At 66.4% G+C, this 14,477-nt stretch carries 10 protein-coding genes; 5 read left to right on the top strand and 5 right to left on the bottom strand.

What is annotated here, in order from left to right; genetic code table 11:
* Positions 1–3: 3 nt before the first annotated feature.
* Positions 4–945 (top strand): amino acid ABC transporter substrate-binding protein, encoded by a 942-nt coding sequence (locus tag U5809_RS01360; protein ID WP_322085159.1) that lies wholly within the window; start codon positions 4–6, stop codon positions 943–945.
* A gap of 80 nt (positions 946–1,025) precedes the next feature.
* Here the strand turns inward: U5809_RS01360 and uvrA are convergent, their stop codons facing one another.
* Positions 1,026–6,920: an excinuclease ABC subunit UvrA gene (uvrA, locus tag U5809_RS01355; RefSeq protein WP_322085158.1), complete on the bottom strand. Its 5,895-nt coding sequence runs from the start codon at positions 6,918–6,920 to the stop codon at positions 1,026–1,028.
* Between the two features lie 563 nt (positions 6,921–7,483).
* Here uvrA and U5809_RS01345 point away from each other — a divergent pair.
* The 4 genes from U5809_RS01345 (at position 7,484) to U5809_RS01330 (ending at position 10,640) form a co-directional block, all read left to right on the top strand.
* Entirely contained in the window at positions 7,484–7,891 is a 408-nt protein-coding gene (locus U5809_RS01345) for a plastocyanin/azurin family copper-binding protein (protein ID WP_322085157.1), read from the top strand.
* A 208-nt stretch (positions 7,892–8,099) separates the two neighbouring features.
* Positions 8,100–9,077, top strand: coding sequence for a chromate resistance protein ChrB domain-containing protein (locus tag U5809_RS01340; protein WP_322085156.1), 978 nt, complete (start codon positions 8,100–8,102; stop codon positions 9,075–9,077).
* Positions 9,074–10,252, top strand: a complete 1,179-nt coding sequence (locus U5809_RS01335; RefSeq protein WP_322085155.1) for a chromate transporter — start codon at positions 9,074–9,076, stop codon at positions 10,250–10,252. Before U5809_RS01340 ends, U5809_RS01335 begins: the two co-directional genes overlap by 4 nt.
* Before the next feature lie 97 nt (positions 10,253–10,349).
* Entirely contained in the window at positions 10,350–10,640 is a 291-nt protein-coding gene (locus U5809_RS01330; protein ID WP_322085154.1) for a hypothetical protein, read from the top strand.
* Positions 10,641–11,019: 379 nt separating this feature from the next.
* On the opposite strand, the gene U5809_RS01320 is transcribed toward U5809_RS01330, so the two are convergent.
* From U5809_RS01320 to ctaD, 4 genes are read right to left on the bottom strand one after another with little or no spacing between them, the layout of a single operon-like run.
* The gene (locus U5809_RS01320) at positions 11,020–11,361 is read right to left on the bottom strand and encodes a cytochrome C oxidase subunit IV family protein (RefSeq protein ID WP_322085153.1); all 342 of its coding nucleotides are present in this window, start codon (positions 11,359–11,361) and stop codon (positions 11,020–11,022) included.
* 8 nt (positions 11,362–11,369) lie between these two features.
* Positions 11,370–12,104, bottom strand: coding sequence for a heme-copper oxidase subunit III family protein (locus tag U5809_RS01315; RefSeq protein WP_322085152.1), 735 nt, complete (start codon positions 12,102–12,104; stop codon positions 11,370–11,372).
* The gene (locus tag U5809_RS01310; RefSeq protein WP_322085151.1) at positions 12,101–12,712 is read right to left on the bottom strand and encodes a cytochrome c oxidase subunit 3; all 612 of its coding nucleotides are present in this window, start codon (positions 12,710–12,712) and stop codon (positions 12,101–12,103) included. The genes U5809_RS01315 and U5809_RS01310 overlap by 4 nt, the downstream gene beginning before the upstream one ends.
* Positions 12,709–14,466: a cytochrome c oxidase subunit I gene (ctaD, locus tag U5809_RS01305; RefSeq protein WP_322085150.1), complete on the bottom strand. Its 1,758-nt coding sequence runs from the start codon at positions 14,464–14,466 to the stop codon at positions 12,709–12,711. Before ctaD ends, U5809_RS01310 begins: the two co-directional genes overlap by 4 nt.
* Positions 14,467–14,477: the final 11 nt, after the last annotated feature.

The raw sequence follows: 14,477 nt of genomic DNA, 5'->3' as shown, positions 1-14,477 counted from the left end.
GCGATGAAGATGCAGCGATTCTGGCGTGCGCTCGCGCTCGCGGGCCTGCTCGCCACGGGCGCGACCTCGCGCGCGGAAGACGCGCCGTCGACGCTGCCGCGCGTCGAGCCGTTCGCGCCGGCCCAACTGACCGGCACGCTCGCGAAGGTGCGCGGCAGCGGCACGATCGCGCTCGGCTATCGCGACGCGTCGATCCCGTTCTCGTACCTGAATGCGCGCAACCAGCCGATCGGCTATTCGATCGAGCTGTGCAAGGCGCTCGTGTCGTCGATCGAGGATGCGATCAACAAGAGCCTGACGATCCGCTGGGTGCCGGTCACGTCCGACAACCGTATCGACGCGGTGGTCAGCGGCAAGATCGATCTGGAATGCGGCTCCACGACGAGCAACCTGGAGCGCCAGAAGCGCGTGGCGTTCTCGCCGATCTTCTTCGTGGCCGGCACGAAGGTGATGGTGAAACGCGGCGCGCCGATCCGCTCGTTCCGCGATCTCGCGGGCAGGAAAGTCGCGGTGACGGCCGGTACGACCAACGAGAAGGCGCTGCGCGACCTGAACGACCGGTTCAGGCTCGGGATCCAGCTACAGGTGGTGCCGGACCATGCGCAGGGCTTCGCGCTCGTCGCGAACGGCGGCGCCGACGCGTTCGCGACGGACGACGTACTGCTGTACGGCCTGATTGCCGAGAATGCGAGCAAGGGCGGCCAGTACGACGTGGTGGGCGACTTCCTGTCCTACGACCCGTACGGCATCATGTTCCGCAAGGACGATCCGCAGCTCGCTCAGGTCGTGAAAAGCACGTTCCAGGAACTGGCCACCGACGGCGAGATCGCGCGTCAGTACAAGCGCTGGTTCCTGCGCCCGCTTCCGTCGGGCTTGAGTCTCAACCTGCCGATGAGCCCGCAACTGGAGACCATCATCGAGACGATCGGCGTGAAGGGGGAATGAGCGCAGCGACCTGAATGATGAAACAGGCGCGGCCCCGATGCCGCTCGTGGCACCGGAGCCGCTCGCCGGATACAACGCGTTCAGCCGACCCGTGCCGCGCCCTGCTGCTCCGCTTCAACGTCTTCGCTGGCCGTACGCGCCAGCACCGGCTTCAGCGCCTGCCCCGTATGGCTCGCGCTCACCTTCACGAGTGCTTCGGGCGGCGCCGCCGCGACGATCGTGCCGCCGCCCACGCCGCCTTCCGGCCCGAGATCGATGATCCAGTCGGCTTCCGCGATCACGTCGAGATCATGCTCGATCACGACGACACTGTGCCCCGCATCGACGAGCCGGTGCAACACGCGGATCAGCTTCGCGACGTCCGCCATGTGCAGGCCTACCGTCGGTTCGTCCAGCACGTACAGCGTATGCGGCGCCTTCTGCCCGCGCCGCGTGATGTCGTCGCGCACCTTCGTGAGTTCGGTGACGAGCTTGATGCGCTGCGCCTCGCCGCCGGACAACGTCGGCGAAGGCTGGCCGAGCGTCAGGTAGCCGAGCCCGACATCCTTCATCAGCTGCAACGGATGCGCGATGTTCGAGATCGGCGCGAAGAATTCCACCGCCTCGTCGATCTCCATCGTCAGCACGTCGCCGATGTTCCGGCCGCGCCACGTGACGGCGAGCGTCTCCGGGTTGAAGCGCTGCCCGTGGCATACGTCGCACGGCACCTTCACGTCGGGCAGGAAGCTCATGCCGATCGTGCGCACGCCTTGCCCTTCGCACGCGGGGCAACGCCCGTCGCCCGTATTGAACGAGAACCGCGACGCCGTATAGCCGCGCGCACGCGCCTCCAGCGTATCGGCGAACAGCTTGCGGATCGTGTCCCACACGCCGATATAGGTGGCCGGGCACGAACGCGGCGTCTTGCCGATCGGCGTCTGGTCGACTTCGAGCACGCGATCGATCTGCTCCCAGCCGCTCAGCGATTCGCAGCCCTGCCACGCATGCGTGACGTTCAGCGACGGCCGCGGCGCGCTGCGTGCGAGCACGCTCGAACGGCGGTTGGTGGCTGGCGCGTCCTGCTGCACGGCCTTGCGCGCGCGCCGCGTGGCCGGTGACGACAGCACCGAGCGGCCGACCGCGTCGAGCAGGTTCGTCATCAGCACGTCGCGCGCGAGCGTCGACTTGCCCGAACCGCTGACGCCCGTCACCGCGACGAGCCGCGCGAGCGGAATGCCGACCGTCACGTCACGCAGGTTGTGCAGCCGCGCACCGTGCACCGTCAGCCACGCTTCCGGCACGGCCGCGCCGCCCTTCTTGCCCGGCAGGCTCACGCCGCGGCGCGGCTGCAGCGGGTGTGTCATCGGCTGCGCGAGCAGCCGGCCCGTGACCGAATCGGCCTGCGCGGCGAGATCGGCGACCGCGCCCTGCGCGACCAGCGTGCCGCCACGCTTGCCGGCGCCCGGGCCGACGTCGATGATGTGATCGGCGCGGCGGATCGTGTCCTCGTCATGCTCGACGACGACGAGCGTGTTGCCCTTGTCGCCGAGCTTGCGCAGCGCATCGAGCAGGATCTGGTTGTCGCGCGGATGCAGGCCGATCGTCGGCTCGTCGAGTACGTAGCAGACGCCCTGCAGGTTGCTGCCGAGCTGCGCGGCAAGCCGGATCCGCTGCGCTTCGCCGCCCGACAGGCTCGGCGCCGCGCGATCGAGGCTCAGGTAACCGAGCCCGACTTCCTCGAGAAACGCGAGGCGGCTGCCGATCTCGCTGACGATGTCGCGTGCGATCTGCGCATCGCGCCCGGTGAGTTCGAGCCCGTCGATCCAGCGGCGCGTGTCCGACACCGTCCATTGCGCGACCTCGACGATCGGATGCGCGTCGAACGTCACCGCGCGCGCGGACGGGTTCAGCCGCGTGCCGTTGCAATCCGGACACGGCTCGTTGCCGACGCCTTCCGGCTCCTGCTCGTCCGACGGCAGCGTCTGCTCGCGGCCGCGATCGTCCCCGGCGAGCACGGTGTCGTCGTACGCGGCGCGCTGTTCGCGCGTGAGCGTAACGCCGGTGCCGACACAGGTCGTGCACCAGCCATGCTTGCTGTTGTACGAGAACATCCGCGGGTCCAGCTCCGGGTAGCTCGTGCCGCACACCGGGCACGCACGCTTGACCGACAGCACCTTGATCGTGCCGACGCGCGCGGTCGACCGGTCGCCCTGCATCGCATCGTGCAGCCCGTCGAGCGGCGCGAGCAGGTGCATCACGCCCTTGCCGAGCTCGAGCGTCTCGTCGAGCCTGCGCCGCAATTCGGCTTCGTTGTCCGGCGACACGACGAGATCGGCGACCGGCAACTCGATCGTATGCTCGCGGAAGCGGTCGAGCTTCGGCCACGGATCGACCGGCACGAACTCGCCGTCGACCCGCAGATGCGTGCTGCCGCGCGCCTTCGCCCATTTCGCGAGATCCGTGTACACGCCCTTGCGGTTGACGACGAGCGGCGCGAGCAGCCCGACGTGTTCGCCACGATGGTCGCGCAGCAACTGCGCGGCGATCGATTCGACCGATTGCGACGTGACCGGCGTGCCGTCGTGGATGCAATGCTGCAGGCCGAGTTTCACGTACAGCAGCCGCAGGAAGTGCCACACCTCGGACGTGGTCGCGACCGTGCTCTTGCGCCCGCCGCGCGACAGCCGCTGCTCGATCGCGACGGTCGGCGGAATGCCGTACACCGCATCGACCTCGGGTCGGCCGGCCGGCTGCACGATCGAGCGTGCGTAAGCGTTCAGCGATTCGAGGTAGCGGCGCTGGCCTTCGTGGAACAGGATGTCGAACGCGAGCGTCGACTTGCCGGACCCCGATACGCCGGTGATCACGTTGAACTTGCCGTGCGGGATGTCGACGTCGAGTGCCTTCAGGTTGTGCTCGCGCGCGTTGACGATCCGCACGACGTCCTCGCCTTCGATCGCGCGCCGCTCGCGCGCCGCGTTCAGCACGGCCTGCAGCGGCTTGCCTTCGTCGGCGAGCGCCGCTTCGGCATCCATCGCGCGGTCGTACTGCAGCAGCGCCACGCCCGTATGCGATTCGGCGCAGGCCTTCACGTCGTCGGGCGTGCCCGCGCACAGCACGAGGCCGCCGCCGTCGCCGCCCTCCGGGCCGAGATCGATCAGCCAGTCGGCCGCGCGGATCACGTCGAGGTTGTGCTCGATCACGATCAGCGAATGGCCGGCCGCGAGCAGCTTGCCGAACGCCTGCATCAGCTTCGCGATGTCGTCGAAGTGCAGCCCGGTGGTCGGCTCGTCGAACATGAACAGCTTCGCCCGCGCGATGCGCGCCTCTTCCGTCGCCACCCGGCGCCCGTTGGCCGCCGCCGCGGATTCGGCGAGGAAGCCGGCGAGCTTCAGGCGCTGCGCCTCGCCGCCCGACAGCGTCGGCACCGGCTGGCCGAGCTTCACGTATTCGAGGCCGACGTCGACGATCGGCTGCAGCACGCGCAGCACCTCGGCATCGGTCGCGAAAAATGCGGCCGCTTCGCTGACGGTCAGGTCGAGCACGTCGGCGATGTTCAGCGCGCGGTCGTTGCGCTCGATGCGCACTTCGAGAATCTCGGCACGGTAGCGGCTGCCGTCACAGTCCGGGCAGCGCAGGTAAACGTCGCTCAGGAACTGCATTTCGATGTGTTCGAAGCCCGAGCCGCCGCAGGTCGGGCAACGGCCGTCGCCCGAGTTGAAGCTGAACGTGCCGGCGCTGTAGCCGCGCTGCAACGCGAGCGGCGCCTTCGCAAACAGCTTGCGGATCTCGTCGAATGCGCCGACGTAGCTCGCCGGGTTCGAGCGCGTGGTCTTGCCGATCGGCGACTGGTCGACGAACACGACGTCGCCGACCTGGTCGGCGCCCGTGAGGCTGCGGTACGCGCCCGGCGACTCGGTCGCCTTGCCGTGGTGCCGCGCCATCGCCGGATAGAGCACGTCCTGCAGCAGCGTCGATTTGCCGGAACCGGATACACCCGTCACGCAGACGAGCCGTTGCAGCGGAATCTCGACCGTCACATCGCGCAGGTTGTGTTCGCTCGCGCCTTCGAGCACGATGCGCGGCGTATTCGCGTCGACGACGCGGCGCGCCCAGTTCGACGCATGCGCGACCTGCTTGCGGCCGCCGAGATACTCGCCCGTCAGCGTGTGCGCCGAACGGATGTCGGACGGCGTGCCGTCGTAGACGATCGTACCGCCGCGCTCGCCCGGGCCGGGCCCCATGTCGATCAGCCGGTCGGCCGCGAGCATCACCGACGGATCGTGCTCGACGACGACCAGCGTATTGCCCGCGTCGCGCAGCCGCTGCATCGCCTCGACGATCCGCGTCAGGTCGCGCGGATGCAGCCCGATGCTCGGTTCATCGAGGACGAACAGGGTCTTGGTCAGCGACGTGCCGAGCGCGGTGGTCAGGTTGATCCGCTGCACCTCGCCACCCGACAGCGTGCGGCTCTGCCGGTCGAGCGTCAGGTAGCCGAGCCCGACGTCGCACAGGTATTTCAGGCGCGTGCGCACTTCGGCAAGCAGCAGTTTCAACGCATCGTCGAGCAGCGCGCTCGGCAGGCTGATGCCGTCGAAGAAGCGACGGATGCGTTCGATCGGCAGCAACATCAGGTCGTGCACGGTCAGGCCCGGCAGCGCTTCGAGCTGCGCGCGGCTCCAGTCGACGCCGCGCGGCAAAAAGCGATCGGCCGGCGCGAGCACGCCGTCGGCGTTCTCTTTCGAGCCGAGCCGCCACTGCAGCGATTCCGTCTTCAGGCGCGCGCCGCCGCACACGTCGCACGGCGTGTAGCTGCGGTATTTCGACAGCAGCACGCGGATGTGCATCTTGTACGCTTTCGATTCGAGGTAGCCGAAGAAGCGCTTCACGCCGTACCACTGGCTCTGCCACTTGCCGTTCCAGTCCGGCGAACCGTTGACGACCCAGTCGCGTTCGGCATCGGTCAGCTCGGACCACGCCACGTCGCGCCGGATGCCGGCCTTCGCCGCATAGCGCATCAGGTCGTCCTGGCACTCTTTCCACGCGGGCGTCTGCATCGGCTTGATCGCGCCGCCGCGCAGCGTCTTGCGCGCGTCCGGAATCACGAGGCCGAGATCGACGCCGATCACGCGGCCGAAGCCGCGGCAGGTTTCGCACGCGCCGTACGCCGAATTGAACGAGAACAGCGCCGCTTGCGGCTCCGCGTAGCGCAGGTCGCTGTCGGGATCGTGCAACCCGGTGGAGAAGCGCCACACCTGCGGCTCGGCAATCGCGTTTTCCGCTTCCGCTGCCAGCACGTACACGTTCACGCGCCCGCCGCCACGCTTCAGCGACGCCTCGATCGCCTCGACCACGCGCACCTTGTCGGCCTGCTGCACGCGGAAGCGGTCGGCCACCACGTCGAGCACCTTGCGCGGCCCGGTGGGCGACGCGACTTCGCGCTGCGCCTGCACGCGCGTGTAACCGCTCGCGGACAGCCATTGCGCGATTTCCTCGTCGGACACCGCCTCCGGCAGCTCGACCGGGAACGTGACGACGACACGCGGATCGTCCGCCAGCGTGCGTGCGACGAGATCCGCGTAGATCGTCTCCGGCGTGTCGTGCCGCACCTGCCGCGCGGTCTGGCGGTCGAACAGCTCGGCCGCGCGCGCGTACAGCAGCTTCAGGTGATCGTTCAGCTCGGTCATCGTGCCGACGGTCGAACGCGAACTGCGCACCGGGTTGGTCTGGTCGATCGCGATCGCGGGCGGCACGCCGTCGACGCGCTCGACCTGCGGGCGGTCCATCCGGTCGAGGAACTGGCGTGCGTACGCGCTGAAGGTTTCGACGTAGCGCCGCTGCCCTTCCGCATACAGTGTGTCGAACACCAGACTCGACTTGCCCGAGCCCGACGGGCCGGTGACGACCGTCATTTCGCCGGTGCGCAGGTCGAGGTCGAGATTCTTGAGGTTGTGCTGACGTGCTCCGCGAATGCGGATCAGATTGCTGGATGACAATTTGCCTGCCCGTCTGAATGAGTTAGCCGGAATTCACGGTGCCGGAACGCTGCGGCGGATACCCGCAGGCGCGGCCCACGGGCCGCAAGGGTTGCACCTGTGCGGCTCGAGTTCGACGGGTACTATACTGTATATTCATACAGTTTTCCATGACGACCCTGCGGACGTCATGGGCAGGCGGCCGGAACCTCGGCGAGCAGCAGCAACTGCATGGCCGTACGAAAACCAACGGCGCTCCAGCGAAGAAAATGGCCGACAGCCCAATGCGCTCCCACATGGCACCTGCCATGGCGCCGTCAAGCAACATGCAATGCCTGCCTATCAGGTTGAATACACCGCACGCGGTGCCGCGCAACGCGGCGGGTGACGTTCAGACGCCATCGCGGCAAGTACGCCGAAATCGACAGGAATAAGTCGCCCGCGCCGCGCGTTTACTGCACGTATCCCACGCTGTTGAAAGACCCGTGCCGTTGCCATGGCAGGGGCACGTTCGTGCTCGCCGGAGCCGCCGAGCGCAATCGCTCGAAGCGCGCCTGCGCAACTTTCATTCAAAGGGGGCTGTCATGCGTGTTGTCTACCGAATTGCCGGCGTTGTCATGCTTTGCACGATTTCGCATGCGGGCTGGGCTCAGCAATCGGTCAAAGCGACCTTGCTGTCGAACTCGATCAAGCTTGAAACGCATAGCGTGAAGGCTGGCCGCATCAAACTTGTCGTCGCCAATACCGCGAACAACAACATGGAGCACGAACTCGTCGTGTTCAAAACGAACCTTGACGATAACGCGCTGCCCGTCAGCAAGGAACAGGTGCTCGAATACAAACTGACCAAGATCGGGGAAGTCGAGGACATCGCGCCGGGCAAGACCAAATCCGCGTCATTCAGGCTCACTCCCGGACGCTACGTCCTGATTTGCAACAAGCCCGGACACTATGCGGCAGGCATGCACACGGTACTGGCCGTGACACCGTAAGCGTGACGGGGGCGGGGGTGGGGGCGGGATCGCGCACAACGTCCACTCGAAAGCCGCCCCCTTGCCAGCGCAACGCCCCCGGATGCCGATTCGGCCATCCATCCCGCCGGTCATCCGTCACCGGATCCGAACCATCGAGTCGATACGTTCCGGAAAGCGTCCAAAAATTTCTTTGTAGATACCTCAACATCTACGTAGAATCTTCTACATGAATTCCATCTCGATCTGGTCGCTTCTCGTTCTTACCCTGCCGACGGAAAACGCCACGGCCCGCATGCGGTTCTGGCGCGCGCTCAAGGCGAAGGGCTGCGCGGTGCTACGCGACGGCATCTACTTGCTTCCGTACACGGACGAACACGAAAGCACGTTGCGCGAACTCGCCGACGCCATCGAGGAAAGCGGCGGCACGGCCTATCTGCTGCGCGCACCGAGCCTCGACACATCACAGGAGCAGGCATTCCGGGCGCTCTTCAATCGCGACGAAGACTACGCGGCATTTGCCCGCACGCTCGCCGACGCGCGCAAGACGGTGGCCGGGCAATCCGCCACTGAACTCGTCCGCCTGCTACGCCGCCTGCGCAAGGATTTCGACGCACTCCGCGCGATCGACTATTTCCCCGGTGACCCGGCAGTTCGCGCCGAAGTCGCGCTGCAGGATTTCGTTGCGCTGGTCGACACCGTGCTGTCGCCGGGCGAACCGCACGCTGCGGACCGCGAGATCCGGCCGCTGGCGATCGATGCATATCAGGGCCGCGCGTGGGCGACACGTCAGCGCATGTGGGTCGACCGCGTCGCGAGCGCATGGCTGATCCGCCGTTTCATCGACGCGCACGCGCGCTTCATCTGGCTGGCGTCGCCAGCCGATTGTCCGGTTGACGCGCTGGGCTTCGATTTCGACGGCGCAACGTTCACCCATGTCGGCGAACGCGTGACGTTCGAAGTGCTGCTCGCGAGTTTCGGGCTCGACCAGGATCCGGCGCTAATGCGGCTGGGCGAGATCGTGCACGCTCTCGATGTGGGCGGCACCACCGCGCCGGAAGCGGTCGGCTTCGAGGCCGTGATGGCCGGCATGCGGCAACGTACGGACAACGACGATCAACTGCTCGAACAGATGGGCACGGTACTCGACGCCCTGCATGCGCATTTCGCGTCGAACGACCGGAACGGGACCGAGGCCAAGCCATGACCACCGCTATCGTCGCGACCGAACCGACCTATTCGCTAGGCCAACTGGTCGGCTACATGCTGCGTCTCGGTACGTTCGGATTCGGCGGACCGGTCGCGCTCGCGGGCTACATGCGTCGCGACCTCGTCGAGCGGCGCGGCTGGATCACGGAAGCCGACTACAAGGAAGGGCTCACGCTGGCCCAGCTCGCGCCGGGGCCGATGGCCGCGCAACTCGCGATCTATCTCGGCTTCGTCCACTACCGGATTCTCGGTGCGACGCTCGTCGGCTTCGCGTTCGTCATCCCGTCGTTCGTGATGGTGCTCGCGCTCGGCTTCGCGTACGCGCACTTCGGCGGGTTGTCGTGGATGCAGGCCGTGTTCTACGGTGTCGGCGCCGCGGTGGTCGGCATCATCGCGATGAGCGCATACAAGCTCACGACGAGGACCGTCGGCCACGACAAACTTCTCTGGGCCATCTTCGTGACGCTGGCCGTCGTGACTTTCATCACGGAATCGGAAATTGCGTGGCTGTTCATCGTCGCCGGGCTGGTCGGCTGGCTTTGGCGCGCACCGCCCAAATGGCTGCACAAGGGAGGACTGAATGCCGTGGCCGCCGCCAACCTGCCGGCAGCCAGCGGACTGCTGAGCGGCATCGATCTGCCGCAACTCGTTCAGATCGGCGCGTTCTTCATGAAGGCGGGCACATTCGTATTCGGGTCCGGACTCGCGATCGTGCCGTTCCTGTACGGCGGCGTCGTCACCGAGCATCACTGGCTGAACGACAAACAGTTCGTCGATGCCGTTGCGGTCGCGATGATCACGCCCGGCCCGGTCGTGATCACCGTCGGCTTCATCGGGTATCTCGTGGCGGGTTTTCCCGGCGCGTGCGTTGCCGCGCTCGGCACGTTCCTGCCTTGCTATCTGTTCACCGTCATTCCCGCGCCGTACGTAAAGAAGTACGGCCACCGGCCCGGCGTGAAGGCGTTCGTCGACGGTATCACGGCCGCGGCCGTCGGCGCGATCACCGGCTCCGTGCTCGTCATCGCGAAGCGATCGATCGTCGACGTCCCGACCGCCCTGCTCGCGCTCGCAACCGTGCTGCTGCTATGGCGCTTCAAGAAGCTGCAGGAGCCGGTGATCGTGACCGCTGCAGCCCTCGTCGGCCTCGTGGCGTATCCGCTGCTCCATCACTGACCCGCGTACACGGGGGCGGACACTGCGTTGTCGAACGGATTCTCGTCCACTCAAAGGAGCGGCCATGCGAAGGCCCTGCGGATGGATGTCTGTCGTCATGGCGATCGCCGTCTCGATTGTCCTGTCCGGTTGCGGAAGAGGCGCGCCCGACCGGGCTTCCGGTGAGACCGTCGCGCTCGAGCAAGTGCCGGCGCCGGTAAGAACGACGATCGAGCGGCAACGGCAAGGCGGCCACGTCGAAACGATTCAACGGCGCGCGAAGAATGGCCGGTCGCTCTATGTCGTCACGATTGCGCAGGGCGACCAGGAACAGCGCCTGATTCTGGCCGATGACGGCAAGCTCGTCAGCAGCCGCCCGGCCGGCGACGACGAAGAGGACGACGACTGACCCGTCAGCCGTGCGACCACGAATCTCCCATACGGCCGGACAGGAGGAGCGCCATGAAGTGGATGACGCGGGAACGTCCCTGAAACGATCGCATCGCCTGTTCGTGGCGCGTCGCCCGACTCATCGACGACGCACCCGGATTTCCCTACGTGCCCGGCGTCGCGCCCCCTCCTTCGAATCGAGCGACCGAAACGTGATCGCGTGATCGATGGACGTCGCCCGGGAAGTTCCGCGTCAAATGAGCCGGAATGCGGATGGTTCGAACGTGAGCGAATCGCAGGTTCAACGCTGCATGAACCTCACCGCCGAAGCGCGCTGGCGTAGCGGTGCGAGCGGTTCCGGGTCAGGTGAATCTCGACACGCGCGGCCGGCGAAGAAATCAGCGAAAAAACAGCTCCCGCATCCCGAACGTGTGATGCGCTTCGGCCGCCATCAGCACCATGAGCACCAGCAGGCAAAGCGGCGGAATCAGGATCGCGTACACCAGCGCCAGCCGCTCCCACATCATGTGCATGAAGATCGACACGATCAGCCCGGCCTTGGCGATCATCAGCACGACGATCAGCACCCAGCGCAGCACGCCCTGCACGTGGAAGTAATCGACCAGGTACGACATCGTGCTCAGCAGGAACAGCAGGCCCCAGATCTTCAGGTAGAGGCCGATCGGATGCTGCTGGCCATGCGCGGCGTCGGGACGATCGGCGGGATCGGTGTGGTCCATGGCCTGCCTCACCACAAATAGAACAGCGCGAAGATGAACACCCACACCAGGTCGACGAAGTGCCAGTACAGGCCGGCGATCTCGACAATCTCGAAGTTGCCGTGCTCGATGAACCCCGGCCGCATGATCTTGCGTGCAACCAGCAGCAGGTAGATCACGCCGCAGGTCACGTGAAAGCCGTGGAACCCGGTGATCGTGAAGAAGCACGCGCCGAACTGCGCCGCGCCCAGCGGGTTGCCCCACGGACGGATACCTTCATGAACGATCAGCTTGGTCCATTCGAGAGCCTGCATCGACACGAAGGCCGCGCCCAGCAGCGCGGTCGCGAGCAACAGCATGCCGGCGCGCCGGGCGTTGCGCCGGTAGCCGAAGTTGACGGCCATCGCCATGGTGCCGCTGCTGGTGATCAGGATGAACGTCATGATGGCGATCAGCAGCAACGGCACATCCAGGCCGCCGACCGAAAGCCCGAACACCTTCGACGTGTCGGGCCACGGCACCGTGGTCGAGATGCGCACCGTCATGTAGCCGATCAGGAAGCTGCTGAAGACGAAGGTGTCCGACAGCAGGAAGATCCACATCATCGCCTTGCCCCACGGCACCTTGAAGGCTTCGCGGTCGGCCGACCAGTCCGTGACGACGCCGCGCCAGCCGTCGGGCCGGGTGTCGGCCGGCGAAGCGTCGGCGGGCGGGCCCGCGGGCGACCCGGCCGCGGATCCGGTGGGGACCGTGGGTGTGGTCATGGCGCGGCTCCATACAGCGGCCCGCACACGGCGGCGACGATCCCGGGCGTCAGCCACCACATCGCCGCCAGCAGCACGAGCCAGACCGCGAGCAGGAAATGCCAGTAGAGCGCGCACAGCGCGATGGCGTGCTGCACCCGGAACGGGTTCGCGCGCCTGAGCTGCGCGATCGTCACCGCCCACGCCACCAGCCCGCCCAGGACGTGCACGCCGTGCAGGCCGGTAAGCAGGTAGAGGAAGCTGTCGGACGGATTGGCGGCGACGGCCTGCCCGGCCGCCGACAGCATGTGCCACGCGGTCAGTTGCCCGGCCACGAACACGGCCGCCAGCACGCCGCCGCACACGAGCCACGTGGTGCGATGCGCGGTCAGTTTCCGGGCACGCTGCATGGCGACGCTGGCCAGCGCCAGCGCGCCGGTGTTCCACCACAGCAGCGCCGGATGCGGAATCGGCTGCCAGTCGGGCTCGCGCATGCGCATCGCATAGGCAAGCAGCAGCAGCGAAAACAACGTCGTGGCGACCGCCATGAAGACGACCAGACCGGTACGGCCCGCATTCGGCAAGCCCGGCGGCGCGTCGTGAACGAAGGGGCGCGGCAGCGTGGTCATTCGTGTGCCTCGCCGGGATGAAGCGCGGGGTGGGCCGGTGGTTCGGACGTCGTCGCAGGCGGCTGGTTTTGCGGCACGAAGTCTTCCTCTTGCCCCGGCGGACTGTATTCGTATGCGCCGCGATAAACCACGGGCAGCGCGGCGCCCCAGTTACCGTGCGCGGGCGGCGTTTGCGGTGTCTGCCACTCCAGCGTGGTGGCCCGCCACGGATTGCCGTCGGCACGCTTGCCGTGCACGAGGCTCCACGCCAGGTTGAACAGGAACAGCAACTGCGCCGCCGCGACGATCAGCGCGACGATGGTGATGAAGGTGTTGAGCGTCTGCGCCGAATGCGGAATGAAGCTGTAGCCCTGATATGCGTAATAGCGTCGCGGCATACCGAGAATCCCGAGATAGTGCATCGGGAAGTAGATCGCATAGGTGCCGACGAAGGTGATCCAGAAGTGTGCGCGCCCGAGCGTGTCGTCGAGCATGCGGCCCGTCACCTTCGGGTACCAGTGGTAGAGGCCGCCGAACACCACCAGGATCGGCGACACGGCCATCACCATATGGAAGTGCGCGACCACGAAATACGTGTTCGACAGCGGGATGTCCACGCTCACGTTGCCGAGGTAGAGCCCGGTCAGCCCGCCCAGCACGAAGGTGCTGATGAAGCCGATCGCAAACAGCATCGGCACGGTCAGGTGTATATCGCCGCGCCACAGCGTCAGCACCCAGTTGTAGACCTTGAGGGCGGTCGGGACGGCGATGATCAGCGTGGTCGTCGCGAAGAAGAAGCCGAAATACGGATTCATGCCGGCGATGAACATGTGGTGCGCCCAGACCACGAAGCTCAGCGCGCCGATGATCACGATCGCCCACACCATCATCCGGTAGCCGAAGATGCTCTTGCGCGCATGCGTGCTGATCAGGTCCGACGCAATGCCGAAGGCCGGCAGCGCGACGATGTAGACCTCCGGATGCCCGAAGAACCAGAACAGGTGCTGGAACAGCAGCGGGCTGCCGCCGGCGTGCTTGAGCGTCTGCCCCATCGACACCACGGCCGGGATGAAGAAACTGGTGCCGAGCGTCCGGTCGAGCAGCATCATCACCGCAGACACGAACAGCGCCGGAAATGCCAGCAGCGCCATGATGGTCGCAATGAAGATGCCCCATACCGTGAGCGGCATGCGCATCAGCGTCATGCCGCGCGTGCGCGCCTGCAGCGTGGTGGTCACGTAATTCAGGCCGCCCATCGTCGCCGCGACGATGAAGATCGCCAGCGACACGAGCATCAGCACGATGCCCCACTCCACGCCCGGCGTGCCCGGCAGGATCGCCTGCGGCGGATACAGCGTCCAGCCCGCGCCGGTCGGCCCGCCCGGCACGAAGAAACTCACCACCAGCACCAGCACGGCCAGCAGGTAGACCCAGTAGCTCAGCATGTTGAGAAACGGGAACACCATGTCGCGCGCGCCCAGCATCAGCGGGATCAGGTAGTTGCCGAAGCCGCCCAGGAACAGCGCCGTCAGCAGGTAGATCACCATGATCATCCCGTGCATCGTGACGAACTGGTAGTAGTGGTTCGCGTCGATGAAAGCGAACTTGCCCGGAAAGCCGAGCTGCAGCCGCATCAGGTCGGACAACACGAGGCCGACCAGGCCGATCGCGATGGCCGTCAGCGCGTACTGCACGGCGATGACCTTGTGGTCCTGGCTCCAGACATAGCGGGTCCAGAAGCTGTGCGGGGCGTGGTCGGTGTGCGCGTAGGTCATGGTTTCTGCTC

This window comes from Burkholderia sp. BCC1999, assembly GCF_905339975.1.
In the GTDB taxonomy this organism is placed as follows: Bacteria; Pseudomonadota; Gammaproteobacteria; order Burkholderiales; family Burkholderiaceae; genus Burkholderia.
The sequence above is the reverse complement of the archived record's forward strand: the minus strand, read 5'-3'. Positions and strand labels throughout refer to the sequence as shown.